We start from the raw sequence: 22,011 nt of genomic DNA, 5'->3' as shown, positions 1-22,011 counted from the left end.
CAGGAGGTTCCACCGTGCGTGAGTTCTCCACGCCGCTCTCCCTCACCATCCCCACGACGGGGAACCTCACCGACGACGTCGTCACCAACGCCCGGGAGGCCGCCACCACGGCGGTCTTCAGCCGCGCGACCCCCGACGGGTGGATCGACGTCACGGCCGAGCAGTTCCACCACGAGGTCTGCGCGGTCGCCAAGGGGCTCGTCGCCGCGGGCGTCGAGGTCGGGGACCGCGTCGCGCTGCTGTCGAAGACGCGCTACGAGTGGACGCTGCTCGACTACGCCATCTGGTTCGCCGGAGCCGTGACGGTGCCGATCTACGAGACGTCGTCGGCCGAGCAGATCGGCTGGATCCTCCACGACTCCCGCACCCGCGCGGTCGTGGCCGAGGGCCCCGACCACCTCGCCCGCGTCCGGGAGGCACGCGAGGCCCACGACCTGCCCGAGCTGCAGCACGTCTGGTCGCTCCAGGACAACGCCGTCGACGTGCTGACGCGCCTGGGCGCAGACGTCTCCGACGAGGTCCTCGAGCAGCGGCGCACCACCGCGGGCCCGGACGACCTGGCCACCCTCATCTACACCAGCGGCACCACGGGCCGACCCAAGGGCTGCATGCTCACGCACTGCAACTTCATGTTCGAGCTGGGCGTCGCGGTCGAGGAGCTGTCCGAACTCTTCGACACCGACGAGGCGTCCACGCTGCTCTTCCTGCCGCTGGCGCACGTCTTCGCGCGCATCATCCAGATCGGTGCGGTGAAGAGCCGTGCGCGCCTGGGACACAGCTCCGACATCAAGAACCTGGTCGCCGACCTGGGCGAGTTCCGCCCGACCTTCATCCTCGCCGTCCCGCGCGTGTTCGAGAAGGTCTTCAACACCGCGTCCCAGCGTGCGACCGCCGACGGCCGCGGCAAGGTCTTCGACCGCGCGTCCGACGTCGCGATCGCCTGGTCGCGTGCGCTCGACGGCACGAAGGTCCCGCTGCGCCTGCGTGCCCAGCATGCCGTCTTCGACAAGCTGGTCTACGGCAAGCTGCGCCAGGCCCTCGGCGGGAGCTGCGCGTACGCCGTCTCCGGCGGCGCGCCGCTGGGCGACCGGCTCGGCCACTTCTACCGCGGCATCGGGCTGACGGTGCTCGAGGGCTACGGCCTGACGGAGACCACAGCCGCGCTGACTGTCAACCTCCCCGACGCCCAGAAGATCGGCACCGTCGGGCGTCCGATCCCGGGCACCAGCGTGCGCGTGGGCGACGACGGCGAGCTGCTCTTCAAGGGCGGTCAGGTGTTCGCGGGCTACTGGGGCAACGACACGGCGACCCACGAGGCGATCGACGGCGAGGGCTGGTTCCACACCGGTGACGTCGGCGAGGTCGACGACGAGGGCTTCGTGCGGATCACCGGGCGCAAGAAGGAGATCCTGGTGACCGCAGGCGGCAAGAACGTCGCCCCGGCTGTTCTCGAGGACCGGCTGCGCGGGCACGCGCTGGTCGACCAGTGCCTCGTCGTCGGCGACGGGCAACCCTTCATCGGCGCCCTGGTGACGATCGACCGGGAGACCTTCCCCGCGTGGGCCGAGCAGCACGGGAAGTCCGGCGACGTCGGCGACCTCCTCGACGACCCGGACCTCGTGGCGGCGATCCAGGACGCGGTCGACGAGGCGAACAAGGCGGTGTCGAAGGCCGAGGCCATCCGCAAGTTCACGATCCTGCCGGGCGAGTGGACCGAGGAGGGCGGCCAGCTGACCCCCAGCCTGAAGCTCAAGCGCAACGTCGTGGTGCGCGAGGCACGCGCGGAGATCGAGGCGCTCTACCTCGCGTGAGCCGGGCCGTTCGGTGAGCGTCCGGGACCGGAGATGACCATGCCCGGATAGTCATTTCGGGTGGCGTTCGGGCCACGTCCGGGTGGTTTGCGCGGTTTAGCCCGCGACCTCCGCGATGCGCCTTTAGATTCGGATCGCTGGGAGGGCACCGGGGCCGACTTCATGCAGACCCTGGAACCACCTGCGCGCCCGGGATCTCCGACCGTGGGGGTCCCACGACCCCCGCGAAGGACCGCACCATGGCACGCCGTTCCGTACTCCTCCTCGTCGCCGCCCTCATCGCGATCGCCGGCACGGCCATGATCGTGCTCTACGTGCAGGGCATCGACGCCCGCGCCACCAAGGACCAGGAGCTGGTCGAGGTGCTCGTCGCCACCGAGACCATCGACACCGGCGAGTCGGTCGCCGACGCGCAGGAGGCCGGCAAGATCGAGAAGTCCGAGGTCCGCCGCGCGGACGTGGTCGACGGCAGCCTCTCCTCCACCTCCTCGATCTCCGACCTCGTCGCGATCGGCACCATCTATCCCGGTGAGCAGCTCATCGCCCGGAAGTTCGGCAGCCTCGGCGACACCCAGAGCCTGGTGATCCCCGACGACAAGATGGCCATGTCGGTCGAGCTCACCGACTTCGAGCGCGTGGCTGGATTCGTCAACCCCGGCAACGAGGTCGCCATCTTCGCCACGCCTCAGGACCTCACCGCGATCCTCCCCGAGGGCAAGGAGCAGAAGCTCGGTGACTACACGCGAATCGTCCTGACACGCGTGCCGGTCCTTGGCGTGGGAACCACAAGCGTCACGTCCAGGACGACGAAGACAGAGGACGGCGGCCAGGTCGCGGAGGAGGTCGCTCGGACGATCCTGACCCTCGCTGTCACGCAGGAGGAGGCAGAGAGGCTCATCCAGGCAGACCGCAACTCGGACATCACGTTTGCGCTCCTGACGGACGATTCCAAGGTCTCCGACAACCCAGGTGTCCGTCCTGGGGATCTGTTCCCCGAGCTCTTCCGGGACATCCGGCCGTGACCGCCGTCCTCGAGCCCGACGGCGCCCAACGGGCGATCCTCCAGGCGATGCTGCACGGGTCGGTGGCCTTCGCCGACGTGGAGGGCCTCGACGGCCACATCCGCACCTCGGCCAACGAGTTCGCCGTCGTCATCGGTCCCTCGGTACCGGGCGACGCGGCGGCCGAGCTGGCGCAGTGGGCGCGGGTGCACCGTCCGGACCTGGGCGTGATCCTGCTGCGCAACGACATCGACAGCAACACGCTCTCGCTGGCCCTGCGGAGCGGCATGCGCGAGGTCGTGGCCGCCCGCGACCTCGCGGGCATCACCACTGCGGTGGCGCGAGCACGCAGCGTGGCCAACGCCATCGGACAGACCCTGATGGACGAGGTCCAGGCAGCCGCACAGACGGCGCGTGCGGAGGTCGCGGCGGAGGTCGCGCAGGCCGCAGCCGTCGCGCAGGCGGAGGCGGACGCACCGCGCGGCAAGGTCATCACCGTGTTCTCCACCAAGGGTGGCGTCGGCAAGAGCCTCGTCGCGACCAACCTCGGCGTGGCGCTGTCCAGCAGCGGACGCTCGACCTGTCTGGTCGACCTCGACGTCAACAGCGGCGACGTGGCGATCATGCTCCAGCTGACGCCCCAGCGCACGATCAACGACCTCGTCGGCTTCAACGGCGTCATCGACGCCGAGGGCATCTCGACGATCCTCACCCACCACTCCGACAACCTGTCGGTGGTCGCTGCGCCGGTGCGCCTCGACTCCCCCGACCAGGCCTCGGTCGACGACATCGGCAAGCTGCTCGACGCCCTGCGGCGGATGGTCGACTTCGTGGTCGTCGACACCTCCGGCGTCTTCGACGACAACGCCCTGTGCGCCCTCGACCGCTCGGACATGATCGTGCTCGTCGGCACCCTCGACATCCCGTCGCTCAAGGCGCTCAAGCTCGCCACCAGCACGCTCGACATGCTGAACTTCCCCAAGGCCACGTGGAAGTTCGTGCTGAACCGTGCTGACGGCAAGGTCGGCCTGACCTCCGACGAGTACGAGAAGACCCTGGACCTCAAGGCGGACTGCTCGCTCGTGTCGAGCCGCGAGGTGCTCGCAGCCGTCAACCGGGGCGAGGCGCTCGTCAGCGCCTACCCCGGACACCCCAACAGCAAGGCCCTGGTCGCGTTCTCCCGCAACGTGACCGACACCCTCGGCGCCGCCGCCGACGGCGGCGAGGCCGATCCGTCCAGCCGGAAGTCCAGTGGCTCCCGGCTCCGCCTCAGGAGGGGCTGACGTGAGCCTGACAGACCGACTCGCCGCGGCACGCGGCCGTGCACCCGAGTCCTACGACGCACCCCCGGCGCCCGGTGCTCCGGCAGGTGCCTCCAGCACCGTTCCCGCCACCACGGTGGCGCCGTCGGGCGGCGAGGCGAGGCGCAAGTCGGCCTCGCCCAAGTCCGACCCCTTCCAGGACCTGAAGCGGATCGTGCACCAGCGACTCGTGGAGTCGCTCGGCCCCAAGCTGTACGACGCCCACATGACGCAGTCGGAGCTCGAGCAGCAGGTCCGCCTGGCCCTCCAGACGGCCATCGCCGATGCCGACATCCCCATGTCGTCCGCCGACCGCACCCGGGTCTCGCAGGAGATCGCCGACGACATCCTCGGCTACGGACCGATCGAGCCGCTGCTGCGCGACGCCAGCCTGACCGAGGTGATGGTCAACACCTACCAGGACATCTACGTCGAGCGTAAGGGCAAGCTGGTCCGGGTGGACACGTCGTTCACCGACGAGGCCCACCTGCGCCGCACCATCGACAAGATCGTCAGCAAGATCGGCCGCCGCGTCGACGAGACCAGCCCGATGTGCGACGCCCGCCTCCCCGACGGCAGCCGTGTCAACGCGATCATCCCGCCGCTGGCGCTCGACGGGTCGAAGCTCACCATCCGCAAGTTCTCCGAGGATCCCTACACCGTCGAGGACCTCATCAGCTTCGGCACGCTCACGCCGGCGTCGGCCGGACTGCTCGAGGGCTGTGTCCGGGGGCGGCTCAACATCCTGGTGTCGGGAGGAACCGGCTCGGGCAAGACGACCACGCTCAACGTGCTCTCGTCGTTCATCCCCGACGACGAGCGCATCGTCACCATCGAGGACGCGGCCGAGCTCCGCCTCGGACAGGACCACGTGCTCCGCCTGGAGTCGCGCCCCGCCAACATCGAGGGCAAGGGCGCCGTCACCATCCGCGACCTGGTGAAGAACTCTCTGCGCATGCGACCCGACCGGGTGGTCGTCGGTGAGATCCGTGACGCTGCCGCGCTCGACATGCTCCAGGCCATGAACACCGGCCACGACGGCTCGATCTCGACCCTGCACGCCAACACGCCGCGTGACGCCCTGGCCCGTCTGGAGACCATGGTGCTCATGGCCGGCATGGACCTGCCGGTGCGCGCCATCCGCGAGCAGGTCGCCAGCGCCGTGGACCTGATCATCCAGCAGACCCGTCTCAAGGACGGCACCCGTCGCATCACCGCGATCACCGAGATCGTCGGCATGGAGGGCGACATCATCACCACCCAGGACGTGTTCATGTTCGACTACGCCGCTGGCGTGGACGAGAACGGGAGGTTCCAGGGCGGTCTGAAGTCCATGGGCCTGCGGCCCCGCTTCCTCGAGCGCCTGACCGACCACGGCGTGCACGTGGACCCGGCCATCTTCGCCACGGGCGGGACCCTGCGATGAGGTCCCGGCGCACCACCCGAGCAGCCGCGACCCTGGCGGTCGGCGTGCTGCTCGCGCTCGGCACCGCGCTCCCCGCCCATGCCGAGGACGAGGTCAACATCGACCACGTCGAGCCCGCCGACGGGCAGGTGTCCCTCGTGCTCGCTGTCGACGGCATCCCCGGTGGCGCCGACGTCGAGGCCTCGTCGGTGCGTGTCGAGGTCGACGGCCGCGCGGTGGACTCCACCGCCAAGCTGATATCCGCCGGCGACGTCGAGCGCACGACCGTGCTGGTCCTCGACGCCAGCAACAGCATGCGACAGGGCGACAAGTTCGCCGCGGCCACCAGCGCCGTCGACACCTTCCTCGCCTCCGCCCCCGACGACATCCGGATCGGGCTCGTCGCCTTCGCCGGCGACATCGGCACGGTCGTGCAGCCCACCACCGACCACGCCTCGGTGCAGGCCACGCTCACCGACATCGAGCTTCGCAAGGGCACGGCCGTCTACGACGGCATCGCCGAGGGCCTCGACATGGTCGGCGACGAGGGCTCGCGCTCGCTCCTCGTGCTCTCCGACGGCGGCGACACCAGCAGCTCGACCACGCTCGACGTGGTCGGCAACGACGCCACCGACGGCGGCGTGGTGGTCGACGTCGTGTCGCTCGCGAACCCCAAGAACGCCGAGACCATGTCGGGGCTGGCCGAGGACACCGGCGGTCAGGTCATCCCGGCCGAGCAGGACGCCCTCTCCACGGTGTTCTCCGCCCAGGCCGACGCGCTGGCCAAGCAGCTGCTGGTCACCTTCGACCGCCCCGAAGACGCCTCCAGCGAGGTCAACATCGGCGTGAGCGTCGACGCTGCCGACGCCACCTACACCGACTCCGCCTTCATCTCGATCGGCGCGGTGTCCGCCGCCCCCGACCTCGTGTCCTCGGGTCGCTCGCTCGTAGGCACGCCCGGCATGCTGGTCGGCGCCCTCGCGCTCGGGCTCGGCTTCGCCGGAATCCTGGCCGTAGTACTCGCGGGGCCGAACAAGTCGTCGGCCGACCGACGCCTCGAGGCCTACTTCGGTGGCGAGAGCACCAGCGGCAAGCGACGCTCAGGGGCCACCTCCGACATCAAGGGGTCGGCCGTCGCGCTCACCGACAAGGTCGTCTCCGCGGACCTCGAGTCCCGCATCTCCCAGCGCTTGGCGGGTGCGGGCTCGGCGCTGACGGCGTCCGAGTGGCTACTCCTGCACGCGGGTATCGCCGTCGGCTCGGCCCTCGTCGGCTTCGTCGTCAGCGGTCCCGGACTCGCCGTCCTGGGCCTTGTCCTCGGCATCGTCGTGCCCTGGGTATACCTCAAGTTTCGCCACTCCCGACGCCTCAACAGGTTCAACGGTCAGCTCGCCGAGACCCTGGGTCTCATGGCCGGCGGCCTCCAGGCGGGACTGTCACTTCCGCAAGCGATCGACAGCGTGGTCCGCGAGGGCGCGGAACCGATGGCAGGAGAGCTGCGCCGCGCGCTCATCGAGCAGCGCCTCGGCGTCGACATCACCGATGCGCTCGAGGGAGTGGGCGAGCGGATGGACAGCGAGGACTTCCAGTGGATCGTGATGGCCATTCGGATCCAGAGGGAGGTGGGCGGCAATCTCGCGGAGATCCTGCACACCGTCTCGGACACGCTCCGTGAACGCGAGTATCTCCGCCGACAGGTCAAGGCACTCAGCGCGGAGGGACGCCTGTCCGGCTACATCCTGACCGGGCTTCCCCCTGCGATTGGCGTCTACATGACCTTCGTCAACCCCGAGTACATCAGGTTGCTCTACACGACTCTGCCTGGATTCATTCTGCTTGGTCTCGCAGTGGTCCTGCTGGGGTTGGGATCATTCGCCATGTCCAAGCTTGCGAAGGTCGAGGTGTGACAATGTCCGTAACACTGCTCCTGGGAGCCGCGCTCCTGTGCGCGGCGATGATCATGGCGCTCACCGTTGTTGGCGTGATCACCTCCGAGCGACGGGGCGTGGCGCGATCGGTCGCGGCCGTGCAGGCGTTGGACTCGGCACCCAGCGTCCTGAGGGCCGAGATCGAGCAGCCCTTCGCCGAACGGGTCATCGCCCCCTTGGGTGAACGCCTGGTCGGCCTGGGACGCAAGTTCGTGCGCGCCGACACCGCTCGCAAGATCCAGTACCGACTGAACATCGCCGGTAACCCTCCGGCTTGGGATGTCAACCGCATCCTCGGGCTCAAGGTACTGGGCGCCGGGGTCTTCACGGCGCTGGGCTTCCTCTACTTCCTCAGCCGCGACTGGCCCCTCTACAAGCTCGTGGTGGCCACCGCGCTCGTAGGACTTTTCGGATACGTGCTTCCCAACATCCTGCTCTACAACGCCGGCCAGAAGCGTGAGAAGCTGATGCGCAATGCCTTGCCGGACGCGATGGACCTTCTGACGATCTCTGTCGAGGCGGGCCTCGGCTTCGACGCCGCCGTCAGCCGTGTGGCCAAGAACGGCGACGGTCCACTCAACATGGAGTTTTCCCGTCTACTCCAAGAGATGCAGCTCGGCGTCGGCCGCACCGACGCCATGCGGGCCATGGCCGAGCGCACCTCCCTGCCTGACCTGAAGTCGTTTTGCAGCGCCATGGTGCAGGCAGACAGCCTCGGCATTCCCATCGCTCGGGTGCTGCGCATCCAGAGCCAGGAGATGCGTACGAAGCGCCGCCAGCGGGCGGAAGAGAAGGCACAGCAGGTGCCGGTGCGCATCATGATCCCCTTGGTCCTCTTCATCCTTCCGTGCCTCTTCATCGTCATCCTGGGGCCGGCCGGCATTCAGATCACCCAGACCTTCTCCAAAATGTGATCGCCGATGACGCCGATCAGCACTACGAACGCCGGGGCGCTCGGGCCGGTGCTCCAGTCCTGGCGCACGACCACCGCTGTCAGGGTGTTCGCGCTATCGCTGGCGACCGGGTCCGCACTCAGCGGCAACGACCCGGTCGAGTCGGCTCCGATGCTGGTGGTGCTGGCGCTCGCAGCAGCGGTCGGTTCCCTCCTCGAGTGGATGACTCGCAACCGGCCTGCTCATTGGCACGCAGTGGGCGAGGCTGTCGCTGTGACAACACTCGTCGTGACGACGGAGTCCATCCAGGCGCTGGGGGCCTACCTCGCTGTGCCGCCCATCGTCGCTGGCGTCAGGCACGGCCTCGTGACCACGCTCAACGTCTTCCTGCTCTCGTGCCTCACGGTCGCTGCGACCCTGGCCGCCGATCCCCCGAGCGGTGTCCTGTCGCACATCGCGTCAGCCTTGCCCTGGTTGGCTATCGGGCTCGGGGTGGGCATGCTGGCAAGCTGGCAGTCCCGGTCGACACGCAGCCTGACTGCACGTCAGGCGCCGTACGCCGCCGCCCACCAGTTGATGGCGAGGGTGCACCAGCTGGCCAGCTCCGGGTGGCTCGGCCTGAACAGCACCGCGCTGGCCGCGGATCTGGACACCGCTCTGCGGGCTGCCACGGGATGTGCGCGTTCCACCATCTTCGTCGTCGAGCCCGACGAGACGCTTCGCGCGCTGAACGGCGGCGAAGACGTCGCTCGTCTCGCCGAGGAGATCAGGACACCTCGTCATCAGCGCACTCCGGGGGCCGCAGTGGTGCCTCTGCGCGGCACCCGTCATACGTGGGGCTATTGCGTCCTGGTTGGAGTGCCACGTTGGACGCCCGAGCTCGATGAGCTGGCACAGGACGTCGCCGATGAGTTCGCAGTTCGTCTGGACACCGCTGTTCTATTCGACGACGTCCGGACGCTCGCCACGTCCGAGGAGCGAAACCGGATCGCGCGAGAGATGCACGACGGCGTCGCGCAGGAGATCGTCGGTCTCGGCTACATCGTCGACGAGATCGCGTCGGTCAGCGACGACGAGCAGACGCGCGAGCTGGCCTCGGAGCTGCGCTCTGAGATCACACGGCTGGTGTCGGAGATTCGGTTCTCCATCTTTGACCTGCGGCACGACGTGACGGACGGTCGGCTGGCCGCTTCGCTCGCCGACTATGCGCGCGAGGTCAGCCACGCCACGGGGCTCAGAGTGCACCTCTCCCTGGCCGAGTCGGGCCCACCACTCCCGCCCCGGGCTGCCACCGAGGTCCTGCGGGTGGCCCAGGAAGCCATCGCCAACGTTCGCAAGCACTCGCGCGCCCGCAACCTATGGGTGACCCTCGAGTCCGACGGGTCCAATCTCGACCTGACAGTGGAGGACGACGGCGTCGGCAACGCCGGGCCACGCGATCATCACTGGGGACTCCAGACCATGCGGGAACGCGCTGCCAACGTCGGCGCCCAGCTCGCGGTGACCCCCCGACACGACGGCGGAACCGTCGTCAGCCTGCGGTCCCCCACGGCCGCTCCCCCCGAAGGAGACAACGCCCATGGGCACCACCGTGCTACTGGTTGACGATCACGAGCTGATCCGGCAGGGACTCGCCCGCGCCTTCGAGCGAGACGAGGAGATGGCCGTCGTCGGGCAGGCCAGCACGGTGGCCGCGGGCCTCGCTGCCTGGACGGACCTCAGACCCGACGTGGTCGTCACCGACCTCCAGATGCCTGACGGTCACGGCCTCGACGTCGTACGCGCCATTCGCGAGAAGAGTGACACCACCGGCGTCGTCGTGCTGACCATGCATGCCGGCGACGACCACATCTTCGCCGCGATGGAGGCCGGCGCCTCGGCCTTCGTCGGGAAGGACACGCGCGCAACCGAAGTGGTCAGTGCTGCCAGGCACGCCGCGGTCGCGCCGCGCACCTTCTTGTGTGCTGGTCTCAGCCAAGCCGTCATGCGACGTGCCACGACGCCGGCCCCTCCCAAGCTGTCGACTCGCGAGGCAGAGGTTCTGCGACTCCTGGCTGACGGCCTCGGGACCGGCGACATCGCGTCCTCGCTTTACATGAGCGAGTCCACGGCCAAGACCCACATCACGCACATCTACCAGAAGCTCGGAGCCGCGAATCGCGCCCAGGCGCTGGTGACCGCCATGCGGCTCGGACTACTCGACCATGCCTCACCGCAGAGGTTCTGAACAGAGGTCTCCGACGCGGCGCAGACCGCGGGCGCGGGCGCCTCGCAGTCAGCTTGCCCGGTCTGGTCTTTCCCAACGGTCTCCGGAGTACTAGTCAGCGGCGTGGAGGGGGGCCTGCGGGTAGTCACAAGGGACTATCGACCCACGGCCGATCGCCCGATCCGCGGAACGCGCCGCTGATGAAGACTTGTCACGTCGGGTCCGAGGGGCTCGGACATCCGCATCATTCAACTTCCGACAAGGGGAACACACCATGCAGCTCATCGAGAACTTCCTGAACCTCATGATCGCCAAGCGTGACGATGAAGGTGCCACCGCCGTCGAGTACGGCCTGATGGTGGCCCTGATCGCCGTCGCGATCATCGGCATGGTCTCCGCCCTGGGCGGCAAGCTCGGCGGGCTCTTCACCCAGATCGCCGCCGCGATCTGATCCCCTCGACCCGTCCGGGTCGGGGGTCGACTGCTTCCAGAAGGGATGAGACCTATGCAGCTCATCGAGAATTTCCTGAACCTCATGATCACCAAGCGTGACGATGAAGGTGCCACCGCCGTCGAGTACGGCCTGATGGTGGCTCTGATCGCCGTCGCGATCATCGGCATGGTCTCCGCACTGGGCGGCAAGCTCGGCACGCTCTTCACCGATATTGCCGCAGCGATCTGAGTCCTGGCGTTGAAGGGGCCGACGTCCAGGGACGTCGGCCCCTTCAACATTTCACGCAGTACGGAAGGAACGCCCATGACCGTCTCGCCCCATGAGGATGACGATCGCGGTGCCACAGCCGTCGAGTACGCGCTGATGGTCACATTTGTCGCCATCGCCATCATCACCGCTGTTACTGCCTTCGGTATCAGCGTGGCTAAGCTCTTCACGATCCCTGCTGGGGTCCTCGGCCCCTGACCTCGGGGACGACCGCATTACCTTGCCTGCGAAGACAAGACTCGCGGCCTGATCGCCGCGCAGGAGCTAAATGTGATGCCCAGCCAGGTTGTCCAACCTGGTGATGGGTGTGGCCTTCCCGATTGCTGAGTGGGGCCGGTGGTGGTTGTACTCGTGGACCCATGCTGGCAGAGCCGCGAGTCGGGCTGACTCGGAGTTGTAGAACTTCTTGAACGCCCACCCCTCGGCGAGGGTGCGGTGGAAGCGCTCGATGCTCCTATGTTCGTCAAGCCGCGTGCTGGACTACCTCGAGGGGCGCTGCGACCGCCGCTGGTCGTGGGAGGTTGTTGTAGACCTCGCGGGCTATGTAGCGCTTGAGGCAGCGGATGATCTCGCGTTTGCTCAAGCCTTCGGCGGTGCGTCGTTCGACGTAGTCGCGGGTGGGTTGGTGGTGTCGCATGCGGACGATGGTGACGATGTAGAGCGCGCTGTTGGCGGCGCGGTCGCCACCGCGGCTGAGGCGGTGTCTGCCGCTGGTGCGTCCGCTGCTGGCGGGTTGGGGTGCTACGCCGCAGAGTTTGGCGAAGGCGGCTTCGCTGTGGATGCGTTCGGCGTTGTCGCCGGCGGTGACGAGGAACAGGCCGGCGATCTCGACCCCGACGCCGTGCATCTCCAGCAAGTCGGGTGCAGCTGCGCGGACCAACGCCTCGATCTGCTTGTTGAGGGTCTTGATCTCGGCATCGAGCGCTTTCCAGCGGCGTGCCAGGTCCCGTAGTGAGGTCTTGATGCCGGCGAGGAGCATCCGGTCGGGGTTGCCGGCCAGGGAAATCAGGTCATCGGTTTCGGGTCGCAGCCCAAGGCAGCGGTTGACCAGGGTCCGTTTGGTCAGCACGACCAGCTCGTCGCGTAGTGGTGAGGGGGCACCGATCATGACGCCCCACAGCGTGTTGAAGGTGCTGGTTCGAGCCTTGACCGCGCTGGCGCGGGTGACACGAAGGGTCCGGATCACCTCGATGGTTCCCGACTTGGCCTTGGGGATCGCAGTCGACACCTTGCCCAGTACTGCTCGGGCGATCTGTTCGGCATCGAGCCGGTCGGACTTGCCGTCCATGCGCCTGGCCTGCCGGTTGGGCCGGTTGACTTCGACGACGTGCTCGCCGGCGGCCGTGAGTGCTCGGGTCAGGGTGGCGCCGAAGGAGCCGGTGCTTTCCACACCGATCGTCTGGATCGGGCCGTGTCCTCGTAGCCAGCTCAGCAGCGCCTGGTAGCCGGGGTCGTTGGCCGGAAACTCCTGATGCCCGAGCAGGCGTCCTTGGTCGTCGATGGCGGCTGCGTAGTGGGTGTGTTTGTGGGTGTCGACGCCGCCGATGACGGTGACAGTCGCGGGGGTGGTTGTCATGCTGGTTTCGCTCCTCCGTTAGGGCTGTTCTGACGGATGGGGCGAACCGGCCGGACGGGCGACAGGTCTGTGACGGGGCTTCTTGTCCAAGCTCCTATCAGGTCATTTCCGTCTGGCCGGTGCGCTCCGCGGCGCTGCACCAGCACCGGCCGACAAATCGAACGCAGGACACCGTGGTCATACCTTGGCCGGGGTCAGACCGGGCCAGTGCAGCGCCACTGAAGATGTTCACAGATGCTTTGCCGTTGGTCTGCGGTCGGTAGGGCCGGGGCTTCTTCGGCGTGATGCCCAACTCTGCGCAGGTGTCGCGCCTTAGGTGGGACTTGTAGCAGCTGCCGTTGTCGGACAAGACCCGCTGCACGGTCACGCCGCGCTCGACGAACCAGGCGACCGCGTTGCGCAGCACCTCAGTCGCGGTCTCTTTGGTCTCGTCGTCGCGAGCCTCGACGTAGGCGACCCGGGAGTGGTCGTCGATGACGGTGTGCAGGAAACAGGTGCCGACCAGCGGGTTGTGCCATTTGTTGCGCGGGTTGCCGGTGCGTTCGACCGTCGTCGCTCTGTTCTTCAGGCCTTGCCGGCGCCCGACGTAGCGCCACCCGCCGCCGTCGGGGACTCTGCCGAGCTTCTTCACATCGACGTGGAGCAGGTCCCCGGGCTTGTCGTGCTCGTAGCGACGGATGGGCTCACCGGTGGCACGGTCGATGTGCGTGAGCCGGTTGAGCCGGCAGCGGACGAGCACCGCGTGCACCGTCGAGGACGGCATGCCGAGCCGGTCGCCGATCTCGACCGGACCCAGCCGCTGCTTCCACCGCAGGTGGACGATCTTCCGCACCACCGGCTCGGGAGTCCGGTTCGGTTGCTGGCGCGGCGCCGAGGACCGGTCCACCATCCCCGCTGGCCCCTTGGCCTGGTAGCGGTCAGCCCACTTCTTCGCGGTCCGCCACGACACGTCGTAGCGCTCCGCGGCTCGAGCCGGTTTCCAGCCGTGATCCACGATCAGACGCGCCAGCTTGAGCCGGGCGCGCGGGGTCAGAGCAGCGTTTGCATGGGTAGCGTGGGACATGAAGGCCTCCTTGGTGTGAAGCGGTTCCTTAGACAGCTCCACTCCACATCGGGAGGCCTTCACCCATCTACGACATCAGATCGTGTCGTCACACGTTCTCGACCAACGTGCCTGGGCATCACAGCTAAACCCGGGCCCACGACGAGATCTCGCGCTATCCAGCTAGCTGCGCCAGCCTCTCCCGCCATGCGCGCACGAGTATGGCCTCGGGCAGCCCGTCCCTTCGCAGCGCGGAGGAAACTGGACGTCCGGCGCCCACCTCACGGTAGACCCGCACCAGCCCCCGCTCCCCCACCCGCTCAGCGAGGATGCGGCAGGCCAACCAGCTTTCTTCATACCGCGCCTGCAGGTCTCGGGCGCGGGTGTCGAAGTCCCCCGCCGCGGGAAAGGATCTAGGTACGCCGTCGCGCCGGGCCGCCTCGATTGCCCGCCCCAGTGTGACGTCGTCAGGCAGCCGAGAGTCACGCAGCGCAACGTAGTCGGCGAAGCCCTCCAACAGCCAGGGCTCGACCGGCCTGCGGACCGCATCCGTGGCGACGTGGACCAGCTCGTGGCTCATCACGACCTGCGCTCCCGCGCGGCGCAGACCCGCCGTCACATCCGGGTTCACGAACACGTGCACCGGCCCGTCCTCGTCGGCTGCGTTCCCGACCGGCGCCGTGACCGCCGCGATGCCGGCGTACGTCCCCGGGCTCACTCCGAGCGTCTCGTCGAGGTCGCCCGCACTAGCAGGGACCTCGACTACCACTCGGCCAATGCCATCGGGCAGCACGCGGCGTACGACGTCGATGGCGCGCTGCACCCGCTTCACCACCGACTCCGCCTCAGACGTGGTGCCGTCCACCATGACCAGCACCCCTGGCGCCGTCGCCACAGCCAGGCGGCCGCGCAGCCACAGCGGCACGCGGGCGGCGCCGCCGGCGCCGAAGCCGGCGATCGCCAGACCCTCGTCGTCCGGGGTGAAGGTGACGACCACCTCGGCCCGGGCGGGCGCACGATCGAGTCGCGCGACCTGCCAGGTGAGCTCCACCGTCCCGGACCACGTCCCGTCGCTCGCGACGGTCCCGACCTGGTCGACGTAGCGCGCCGTCACGGCGCGGAGGTCGAGGGCGCTCGCGGTGTCGGCTATCCCCGCCAACCTGTCGCCGACGCCGGCGTCCCCGCCCGGGGCGAGCCCGGCCAGGGCGCCGGAGTCCCGCGACTCGACCCCGCTCACCAGGCTCGCCAAGACCTCAGCCGCGTCCCGCGGGCTGGCCCGCGGCACGTCGACGGGTGCGGGATCGACGTCGTGGCGCCCGCCCTGCACCAGGGCGACCACGACGGCGGCCACCACGAACAACGAAAGGCCGGCCGCCCACCAGAGGGGGCGACCGGCCTTCGAGCGCTGCGCGTCAGCCAGGACGGACCGCGCCGACGAAGGGCATCGAGTAGAGGCCCGCCACACGGACGCCCGTGCCGGGGTTGGCCGCGTCGACGATCATGCCGTTGCCGATGTACATGCCGACGTGGCTGATCGGGGTGTAGTAGAACACGAGGTCGCCGGGCTGCAGGTCGCTCGCAGCGATGCGGGGACCGGAGCCGAACTGGGCACTGGAGGAGTGCGGCAGCGAGACACCGGCCTGGGCCCACGCCCGCATGGTGAGGCCGCTGCAGTCGAAGGCGTTCTCGCCCATGGCGCCGTAGACGTAGGCGTCGCCCACCTGGGCCATCGCGTACTGGACGGCCGCGGCCGCACGGCCCGAGGCCGGGACGGAGGCGGGCACCCGGGCGGTGCTGCCGCGGGAGGAGAGCACGCGCTCGCGCTCCTCGGCCTCGAGGTCGGCGAGGAGCTCCTTGGCCTCGGCCAGCTTGTCGTCGACCGTCTCCTTCTCGGTGCTCAGCTGCTCGGTGAGCTCTGCGATCTCGTCCGCACGGGCGTCGGTGGCCTCCTGCCGGATGGCGAGGGCCTCGAGCTCGGTGTCGTAGTCGGAGAGCAGCGAGGACTGGAGGTCGTTGAAGGACGACATGGTGGAGAGCGTGTCGAGGAAGGAGCCGGGGTCCTCGGAGACGACGATCTGTCCGACCGTCGAGATCCCCTCACCCTCGAGCTGGCGCACCACGGCGTCGGACACCTGGTCGCGGACGGCCTCGAGCCGCTCGTCCTGGCGCTCCTGGTCGGCCCGAAGGCCGGAGAGGTCGCGGCGCAGGTCGGCGAGGTCGAGGGTCGCGTCGTGCAGGCGCTCCTGGGCGGCCTCGGCCTCGTGGTAGAGACGGTCGACGCGGACCTTGACGTCCTTGATGTCGGGTTCGGCCTGCGCAGGGGTGGCGGGCACGAATGAGATGGCGGCGATCGCGGTCAGGCCGAGAATGGTCGCGCCAGCTCGCTTGCGGGTGTGAGCCACGAGCGGGGGTACTCCCTCAGGGTGTCGTACGCCTACCGGGTGAGCTGACGGGTTCGGCACGACGTGTCCTACCCCTGCTCCACGCACCGCTCGCGCAGTGCGCCTCGCAGGGGATTCACCCCAGGGGGAAGGTTGGTTCCCCGGCTCGTCGACCACGGGTGGTGCGGGGGCGTGGTCGACAATTCGGCGCGACGCCCGCGCGGGCCTGGTGACCCACTGCCACGGACGTCAGCCCACACCCTAGACCGGAGGTGCAGGCCCCGCCAATCTTCGGGACAACTTCTCGGAATGTGTCTCAGGCCGACTCCACGACCGGGCCCGGGACGGGTTCCACCAGCCGCAGGGGCGGCACCAGGCCACCCGTGGCCAGCGCGTCGAGCGCCGCCCTTTCGTCGTCGTCGATGGTCAGCTCCGGTGGCGGCCCCAGCAGCACCGTCACCACGCAGTCGTGGCAGTGCAGTCCGCGCACCACGCAGGTGTCGCAATCGATCCGTGTCGTCATGTGCCGAACGGTGACAGGAGCCACCGACAACGGCTCCCCGGCGTGTCGACCACCGCGTGTCGCCTCGCTGTAGGACGACGCTCAGCGCCGCACGAAACAGATCCAGTCCTCCCCGCACGGGCGGGCCTCGAAGTCCTCGTCGTCCTCGACCAGCGCCGCCTGCGCCGAGCCGTCGCGTGCCAGCACGACGTCCGCGGCGGCCACGGCCAGCAGGCCCCCCGAGCGCCCGTCGAGGAAGTCGAGATAGGCCGCTTGGTCGCGGTGGGTGAAGGCGTCCAGCGGATTCGACGCCCACAGACGCACGCCCTCCACCGACAGCGCTTCCGACAGGGGGGCCGGGGCCAGCGTCACGCCGTTCCCCACCTTGGCCACGACCTGTCGCACCACCGCCGACGGCTGTCCCAGGACGTCCTCGCCACGGTTGAGCGCGACCGGAAGAGCCACCGCGAGCGTGATCGCGGCGACGACTGCGGCAGGCGCGCCGGAGAGCGACCGTCGGCGCTCCTGCGCGGACCCGACGCCATCGCCCTCAGCCGGTCTCGCAGCGAGGACCACCAGGAGGAGGAGCAACCACACCCCGTGGCGGGCCGCGCTCGCCGTGGTCACGCACAACCCCAGCACGGCGACGTACTCCCACGCCGTGCGCCGGGAGCGGAGCAGGATGGCCAGCAGGATCGCGGCCGCCAGCACCATGACCACATCGAAGGGCATCGCGAGACTGGGCCGGGCCCACAGGCCTTCGCCACGCTGGGCCGAGACGTTGTCGAAGACCTCCGCGTAGTAGAACGGGGTCATCCACAGCTGCGGGGTGAGGCAGAGGGCGAGCAGGCTCGCCACGCCGACGCCGACGCTCTCCCAGAGGTGCGTGCGCGTGCGCTGGACGAGGAGGTAGGCGCCGAGGACGCACACGCCGAGGAGCGCGGCGCCGTGGAGGTTGCCCCAGAGCACGACGAGTGGCACCGCCCACCAGATCCGACGGTCGGGATGCCGGGCCTGGCTGCACACAAGCGCGACCATCAGCGCGAAGGGCACGAACGACAGCGTCTGCGCCCGGAGCACCCCGAAGGTGGCCAGGCCGCCGAGGCAGAGCAGTGCCAGGGCACAGGCCGCGTACGCGTCGCTGCCCCCGCGCGCGCGGGCAGCGACGGCCAGGACCAGCACCGCCACCGTCACGGCGACCAGGTGGGCCAGTACCGGAACCCGCGGACCGACATCGTGCAGCACCGAGGCGGTGACCTCGGCCAGCACCGGTACGTTGTGCCATCCGCTCGTCTCGGCGACGGCGAAGGGGACCTCGTCGGGCACGGTCCCAGTGGAGCGAACGTGGTCGCCCATCGCGACGAGCCAGTCCCAGTCGCCCCCTACGCGCACGAAGAGGGCGACCAGTCCCACCGAGGCGACCGTGGCGACGAGCGACCAGCGCCACGCGACCAGCCCCGCCCCCACGGCGCCCGCTCCAAGCGTCACGCCAGCACGCCCAGCAGCGACGACGTCGGGACGGCGCGGGCCCCGGCGCGCGCGACGTCGCGCGCCACCGCCTGGTCGTCGCTCACCACGACGACCACCCGCCCGCGCGGCTCCGCCGCGACGAGCTGGCGGATCACGTCGTCGGCGATGACGCCCTCGGGGCTGAAGGCCACTCGGACGCCGCGCGGCGCCGGCATGACGGTGCGCGCGCTCGACTCCGCGGCGTCGAAGACGACCGTCGTCTCGGCCCCGGACCGGGCGACGACGGGCCCCAGGGCCGCGACCAGGCGGCTGCGCTGGGCCTCGAGGCTCGCCGTGGGCCAGGCGGCCTTGGTGACGTTGTAGCCGTCGACGAGCAGCCGGGCGCGCGGCAGGCCGAGCAGCTGCTCGAGCGAGGCGGCCGTGGCCGGGGCGCTCGAGGTCGGAGCGGAGTCCACGCCCGCCAGCCCCGCCTCCACGGCGTCGCCGGGCGCGCCGACCACCGCGGGGAGGCCGAGCTCACGGCGCAGGCCGGTGGCCGACTCCACGACGGCGTCGAGGAGCAGGCGGGCGCGGATGCTGGCGGCGTCGCGCTCGGTGCGCGTGTCACGGCGGCCCGCCGCCACCGCGGCCTCTGCCTCGTCGAGCTGGGACCGCAGGCGGCGTACGTCGGCCTCGGCTGCGGCGGTCACCGTCGTGGCGGCCGCCACGGCCTCGTCGCGCTCGGCGTACGCGGCATCGCGCTCCTCCTGCGCGGAACGGAGCACGCTGCGCGCCTCCCCCAGCCGCTGCCGGAGCACCTTGTGGTCGGCCCGGGCGCGGTCGAGCTCCTCGCGGTGCTGGGCCCGGAGCGTCCCGAGCTCGGCCTGGAGCGCAGCCACCTGCGCGGTGAGCCGACCGAGCTCGGCGCGGTCCTGGTCGTCGCGTGCCTCGTCGTCGGAGAGCGCCGCGGAGGCGTCCGCGACGACGGCCTCCCAGCCGTCCTCGCGACCCAGCCAGGCGCGGGCCGCGGCATCGAGGGCATCGTCGTCCGCGACGGGCAGTGCAGCCACCTGGACGGCAGCATGGTGGCGGAAGCCGTCGTCGGCGAGCGCGGCCCAGATGGCGCTCCCGCCCAGCCGGGCACGGCGCGCAGGCGCGAAGCCGGCGATCTTGCGCAGGGCAGGGGGCACCGGCACCACCGACGGCAGCACGGCGGACACCAGCGCGACCACACGCAGGCGCACCCGCTCGGGCAGCGACGCCGGGTCGGTCACGGACGACCCGTCATCCGGCGGCGGGGTCGGCCGCCGTGTCGGCCGAGGCCCGGTCGACGACCTCAATCGCGTCGGAGCGGCCGCACCAGCGGCACGAGACCGCCTCGACGTCCTCGGAGCGGACGGTCTCCTCCTCGACCTGGTGCTCACCGGCGAGGTCGAAGTGCCAGTACTCGGTCGTGCGGCGGGTGCGCGTCACGTCGAACCGGGTGAGGTTGCCGCAACCGGCGCAGCGCCACCGCTCGCCGTCGGCGGGTACGCGGAGGTCGGCGGTCTGGTCGGCCACGGGGGTGCTCCTCTGGGTGGGGTCCTGCGTCGGCGTGCGTGAACGTGGGGCGCGGTCAGCGTAGTGCGCGCGCCGTCACGCCATTGTCGGAACCCACGTCTAGCGTCGTCCTCCATGAGCACCACCGCCCACCGCCCGACGCGGGAGACGTCCCGCTGGGAGGCGCAGCGCAGCTTCGACGAGCTGGGGCGGCCCCTGCGCGACCTGACGTTCTGCGTGGTCGACCTGGAGACGACCGGCGGATCGGCCGCAGCCGGCTCGATGATCACCGAGATCGGCGCGGTCAAGGTGCGTGGCGGCGAGGTGCTCGGCGAGTTCCAGACCCTCGTCAACCCCCACGCAGAGATCCCCGCCTTCATCGCCGTGCTGACCGGGATCAGCAACTCGATGGTCCACGACGCGCCCTCGATCGAGTCGGCCCTGCCGGCGTTCCTGGAGTTCGCCGCCGGCTGCGTCCTGGTGGCCCACAACGCCCCCTTCGACGTCGGCTTCCTCCAACACTTCGCCCGTCAGCAGGGACGGCCGTGGCCGAAGCTCGAGGTCCTCGACACCGCCAAGCTCGCCCGTCGCGTGATCACCCGCGACGACGCGCCCAACTGCAAGCTGTCCTCGCTGGCCACGCTCTTCGGCTCCTCGACGACGCCCAACCACCGCGCGCTCTCCGACGCCCGGGCCACGGTCGACGTGCTCCACGGCCTCATGGAGCGCCTCGGCGGCCTCGGCGTGCACACGCTCGAGGAGCTGCAGACCTTCTCCTCCCGCGTCAGCACCGCCCAGCGACGCAAGCGCCACCTCGCCGAGGGGCTCCCGCACGGTCCGGGGGTCTACCTCTTCCGCGACGACCGCTCCCGGGTCCTCTACGTCGGCACCTCACGCGACCTGCGCACCCGGGTCCGCACCTACTTCACGGCCTCGGAGACACGCACCCGGATGGGCGAGATGGTGGGTCTGGCGACCACCGTCACGGGCATCGAGTGCGCAACCCCGCTCGAGGCCGAGGTCCGCGAGCTCCGACTGATCGCCGAGCACAAGCCGAAGTACAACCGCCGATCGCGCTTCCCGGAGAAGGTCCACTTCCTCAAGCTGACCCGCGAGGCGTGGCCGCGCCTCTCCCTGGTGCGCACCGTGCTCGACGACGACGCCGACTACCTCGGTCCGTTCTCCTCCAAGAAGACGGCTGAGAAGTGCCTCGCCGCCCTCCACGAGACGTTCCCCGTGCGCCAGTGCAGCGGGCGGATGCCGCGTGTCCCGACCGGGACGGCGTGCGTGCTCGCCGAGATGGGCCGGTGCCTCTCCCCCTGTGACGGCTCGACCGACGAGACGACCTACGCCGCCGTCGTGCGCCAGCTGCGCGACACCCTGCTCCGCAGTCCGCAGGAGGTCGTCGAGACGATCAACGCCCGGATGAGCGCGCTCGCCGAGCACGAGCGGTTCGAGGAGGCGGGCGTGCACCGCGACCGCCTCGCGACCTTCGTCCGCGCCGCCGCCCGCACCCAACGGCTCTCGGCGCTGACCCGATGCCCGGAGATCATCGCGGCCCGCCGGGAGGACAGCGGGCGGTGGGCGGTCCACGTCGTGCGCCACGGGCGGCTGGCCGCGGCGGGCGTGATCCCGCCGGGCGCCGACGCCCACCACTACGTCCGCGAGCTCACCGCCAGCGCGGAGACCGTCGGCGGGGCTCCCGGTCCCGTGCCGGCCGCGACCGCCGAGGAGTCGGAGAAGATCCTGCGGTGGCTCGAGTCACCGGGCGTGCGGCTCGTCGACGTCGACGGCGAGTGGGTCTGCCCGCTCGGCGGGGCTGCGCGCCACCTCGCCCTCTACGACGCCGCGCACCAGTCCCGCCTGTCGCTGGTGCCCTTCGACGAGCAGGGATTGGTCCGCCCCGTGCACCAGCCGACTCGCTAGGGTCAGGCCATGATCACCGCCATCGTCTTCGTCAAGGCTGACGTCGCCTCGATCCCCGAGGTCGCCGAGGCCATAGCCACCATCGACGGGGTCAGCGAGGTCTACTCCGTGACCGGGCAGATCGACCTCATCGCGCTGGTACGCGTGAAGGAGCACGACGCCGTCGCGGCCGTGGTGGCTGACCAGCTCAACAAGGTCCCGGGCGTGTCGTCGACCGAGACTCACATCGCGTTCCGCGCCTACTCGAGGCACGACCTCGAGTCCGCCTTCGCGATCGGGCTCGACTGACATCACCTGTGAGCCGACATCGCGGTTTCGCTGATCGCGGGA

The 22,011-nt window shown here is 69.8% G+C and carries 20 protein-coding genes, 2 pseudogenes and 1 riboswitch; of the genes and pseudogenes, 13 read left to right on the top strand and 9 right to left on the bottom strand.

Annotated features, from left to right (window positions below; translation table 11 throughout):
• The first annotated feature begins 14 nt into the window (after nucleotides 1–14).
• From IRX98_RS19315 to IRX98_RS19265, 11 genes are all read left to right on the top strand, one after another.
• A complete protein-coding gene (locus IRX98_RS19315) occupies nucleotides 15–1,811 on the top strand; it encodes an AMP-dependent synthetase/ligase (protein WP_224279541.1) in 1,797 nt (598 codons plus the stop codon).
• A gap of 239 nt (nucleotides 1,812–2,050) precedes the next feature.
• Nucleotides 2,051–2,833 carry a Flp pilus assembly protein CpaB gene (gene cpaB / locus IRX98_RS19310; protein ID WP_224279539.1) on the top strand — a complete coding sequence of 261 codons (783 nt, stop codon included), beginning with the start codon at nucleotides 2,051–2,053 and terminating at the stop codon, nucleotides 2,831–2,833.
• Nucleotides 2,830–4,095: a CpaE/TadZ family protein gene (locus IRX98_RS19305; protein WP_224279537.1), complete on the top strand. Its 1,266-nt coding sequence runs from the start codon at nucleotides 2,830–2,832 to the stop codon at nucleotides 4,093–4,095. Before cpaB ends, IRX98_RS19305 begins: the two co-directional genes overlap by 4 nt.
• 1 nt (nucleotide 4,096) lies before the next feature.
• The gene (locus IRX98_RS19300) at nucleotides 4,097–5,539 is read left to right on the top strand and encodes a TadA family conjugal transfer-associated ATPase (RefSeq protein ID WP_224279535.1); all 1,443 of its coding nucleotides are present in this window, start codon (nucleotides 4,097–4,099) and stop codon (nucleotides 5,537–5,539) included.
• Complete coding sequence (locus IRX98_RS19295; RefSeq protein ID WP_224279533.1) at nucleotides 5,536–7,425, top strand: type II secretion system F family protein; 1,890 nt, start codon at nucleotides 5,536–5,538, stop codon at nucleotides 7,423–7,425. Before IRX98_RS19300 ends, IRX98_RS19295 begins: the two co-directional genes overlap by 4 nt.
• A 2-nt stretch (nucleotides 7,426–7,427) precedes the next feature.
• Entirely contained in the window at nucleotides 7,428–8,360 is a 933-nt protein-coding gene (locus tag IRX98_RS19290) for a type II secretion system F family protein (protein WP_224279531.1), read from the top strand.
• A 6-nt stretch (nucleotides 8,361–8,366) separates the two neighbouring features.
• Nucleotides 8,367–9,944: a sensor histidine kinase gene (locus IRX98_RS19285; protein WP_224279529.1), complete on the top strand. Its 1,578-nt coding sequence runs from the start codon at nucleotides 8,367–8,369 to the stop codon at nucleotides 9,942–9,944.
• A complete protein-coding gene (locus tag IRX98_RS19280; protein WP_224279527.1) occupies nucleotides 9,919–10,566 on the top strand; it encodes a response regulator transcription factor in 648 nt (215 codons plus the stop codon). The genes IRX98_RS19285 and IRX98_RS19280 overlap by 26 nt, the downstream gene beginning before the upstream one ends.
• A 253-nt stretch (nucleotides 10,567–10,819) precedes the next feature.
• Nucleotides 10,820–10,996: a Flp family type IVb pilin gene (locus IRX98_RS19275; protein ID WP_224279525.1), complete on the top strand. Its 177-nt coding sequence runs from the start codon at nucleotides 10,820–10,822 to the stop codon at nucleotides 10,994–10,996.
• Nucleotides 10,997–11,050: 54 nt separating this feature from the next.
• Entirely contained in the window at nucleotides 11,051–11,227 is a 177-nt protein-coding gene (locus IRX98_RS19270) for a Flp family type IVb pilin (RefSeq protein WP_224279523.1), read from the top strand.
• A gap of 75 nt (nucleotides 11,228–11,302) precedes the next feature.
• Nucleotides 11,303–11,464: a Flp family type IVb pilin gene (locus tag IRX98_RS19265; RefSeq protein ID WP_224279521.1), complete on the top strand. Its 162-nt coding sequence runs from the start codon at nucleotides 11,303–11,305 to the stop codon at nucleotides 11,462–11,464.
• Nucleotides 11,465–11,530: 66 nt separating this feature from the next.
• Here IRX98_RS19265 and IRX98_RS19260 read toward each other — a convergent pair.
• The 9 genes and pseudogenes from IRX98_RS19260 to IRX98_RS19220 form a co-directional block, all read right to left on the bottom strand.
• Nucleotides 11,531–11,716: pseudogene (locus tag IRX98_RS19260) on the bottom strand (integrase core domain-containing protein); the annotation flags it as partial.
• A 13-nt stretch (nucleotides 11,717–11,729) separates the two neighbouring features.
• Nucleotides 11,730–12,842 carry an IS110 family RNA-guided transposase gene (locus IRX98_RS19255; RefSeq protein ID WP_224279519.1) on the bottom strand — a complete coding sequence of 371 codons (1,113 nt, stop codon included), beginning with the start codon at nucleotides 12,840–12,842 and terminating at the stop codon, nucleotides 11,730–11,732.
• Between the two features lie 238 nt (nucleotides 12,843–13,080).
• A pseudogene (locus IRX98_RS19250) lies at nucleotides 13,081–13,905 on the bottom strand (IS481 family transposase); the annotation flags it as partial.
• A gap of 154 nt (nucleotides 13,906–14,059) precedes the next feature.
• Nucleotides 14,060–15,235 carry a hypothetical protein gene (locus IRX98_RS19245; RefSeq protein ID WP_224279517.1) on the bottom strand — a complete coding sequence of 392 codons (1,176 nt, stop codon included), beginning with the start codon at nucleotides 15,233–15,235 and terminating at the stop codon, nucleotides 14,060–14,062.
• Nucleotides 15,236–15,296: 61 nt separating this feature from the next.
• A complete protein-coding gene (locus tag IRX98_RS19240; protein ID WP_224279515.1) occupies nucleotides 15,297–16,286 on the bottom strand; it encodes a C40 family peptidase in 990 nt (329 codons plus the stop codon).
• A 27-nt stretch (nucleotides 16,287–16,313) separates the two neighbouring features.
• Nucleotides 16,314–16,475: riboswitch (cyclic di-AMP (ydaO/yuaA leader) on the bottom strand.
• 106 nt (nucleotides 16,476–16,581) lie between these two features.
• Nucleotides 16,582–16,788, bottom strand: a complete 207-nt coding sequence (locus IRX98_RS19235; protein ID WP_207081898.1) for a hypothetical protein — start codon at nucleotides 16,786–16,788, stop codon at nucleotides 16,582–16,584.
• An 81-nt stretch (nucleotides 16,789–16,869) separates the two neighbouring features.
• Complete coding sequence (locus IRX98_RS19230; RefSeq protein WP_224279513.1) at nucleotides 16,870–18,255, bottom strand: hypothetical protein; 1,386 nt, start codon at nucleotides 18,253–18,255, stop codon at nucleotides 16,870–16,872.
• The gene (locus tag IRX98_RS19225) at nucleotides 18,252–19,490 is read right to left on the bottom strand and encodes an NYN domain-containing protein (RefSeq protein WP_224279511.1); all 1,239 of its coding nucleotides are present in this window, start codon (nucleotides 19,488–19,490) and stop codon (nucleotides 18,252–18,254) included. Before IRX98_RS19225 ends, IRX98_RS19230 begins: the two co-directional genes overlap by 4 nt.
• Nucleotides 19,491–19,500: 10 nt before the next feature.
• Nucleotides 19,501–19,776 carry a hypothetical protein gene (locus IRX98_RS19220; protein WP_224279509.1) on the bottom strand — a complete coding sequence of 92 codons (276 nt, stop codon included), beginning with the start codon at nucleotides 19,774–19,776 and terminating at the stop codon, nucleotides 19,501–19,503.
• Between the two features lie 114 nt (nucleotides 19,777–19,890).
• Here IRX98_RS19220 and IRX98_RS19215 point away from each other — a divergent pair, with 114 nt between their 5' ends.
• Both IRX98_RS19215 and IRX98_RS19210 read left to right on the top strand, forming a co-directional pair.
• Nucleotides 19,891–21,681 carry a DEDD exonuclease domain-containing protein gene (locus IRX98_RS19215; RefSeq protein WP_224279507.1) on the top strand — a complete coding sequence of 597 codons (1,791 nt, stop codon included), beginning with the start codon at nucleotides 19,891–19,893 and terminating at the stop codon, nucleotides 21,679–21,681.
• A gap of 9 nt (nucleotides 21,682–21,690) precedes the next feature.
• Nucleotides 21,691–21,969, top strand: a complete 279-nt coding sequence (locus tag IRX98_RS19210; protein WP_224279505.1) for an Lrp/AsnC family transcriptional regulator — start codon at nucleotides 21,691–21,693, stop codon at nucleotides 21,967–21,969.
• Nucleotides 21,970–22,011 lie beyond the last annotated feature (42 nt).

The organism is Nocardioides lacusdianchii (genome assembly GCF_020102855.1).
In the GTDB taxonomy this organism is placed as follows: Bacteria; Actinomycetota; Actinomycetes; order Propionibacteriales; family Nocardioidaceae; genus Nocardioides; species Nocardioides lacusdianchii.
The sequence above is the reverse complement of the archived record's forward strand: the minus strand, read 5'-3'. Positions and strand labels throughout refer to the sequence as shown.

What these genes read in the sequence shown, in the direction of transcription:
- cpaB (WP_224279539.1), top strand. Translation starts at nt 2,051, where the DNA reads ATGGCACGCCGTTCCGTACTCCTCCTCGTCGCCGCCCTCATCGCGATC.
- IRX98_RS19295 (WP_224279533.1), top strand. Translation starts at nt 5,536, where the DNA reads ATGAGGTCCCGGCGCACCACCCGAGCAGCCGCGACCCTGGCGGTCGGC.
- IRX98_RS19290 (WP_224279531.1), top strand. Translation starts at nt 7,428, where the DNA reads ATGTCCGTAACACTGCTCCTGGGAGCCGCGCTCCTGTGCGCGGCGATG.
- IRX98_RS19285 (WP_224279529.1), top strand. Translation starts at nt 8,367, where the DNA reads ATGACGCCGATCAGCACTACGAACGCCGGGGCGCTCGGGCCGGTGCTC.
- IRX98_RS19280 (WP_224279527.1), top strand. Translation starts at nt 9,919, where the DNA reads ATGGGCACCACCGTGCTACTGGTTGACGATCACGAGCTGATCCGGCAG.
- IRX98_RS19275 (WP_224279525.1), top strand. Translation starts at nt 10,820, where the DNA reads ATGCAGCTCATCGAGAACTTCCTGAACCTCATGATCGCCAAGCGTGAC.
- IRX98_RS19270 (WP_224279523.1), top strand. Translation starts at nt 11,051, where the DNA reads ATGCAGCTCATCGAGAATTTCCTGAACCTCATGATCACCAAGCGTGAC.
- IRX98_RS19265 (WP_224279521.1), top strand. Translation starts at nt 11,303, where the DNA reads ATGACCGTCTCGCCCCATGAGGATGACGATCGCGGTGCCACAGCCGTC.
- IRX98_RS19255 (WP_224279519.1), bottom strand. Translation starts at nt 12,842, where the DNA reads ATGACAACCACCCCCGCGACTGTCACCGTCATCGGCGGCGTCGACACC.
- IRX98_RS19235 (WP_207081898.1), bottom strand. Translation starts at nt 16,788, where the DNA reads ATGACGACACGGATCGATTGCGACACCTGCGTGGTGCGCGGACTGCAC.
- IRX98_RS19215 (WP_224279507.1), top strand. Translation starts at nt 19,891, where the DNA reads ATGAGCACCACCGCCCACCGCCCGACGCGGGAGACGTCCCGCTGGGAG.
- IRX98_RS19210 (WP_224279505.1), top strand. Translation starts at nt 21,691, where the DNA reads ATGATCACCGCCATCGTCTTCGTCAAGGCTGACGTCGCCTCGATCCCC.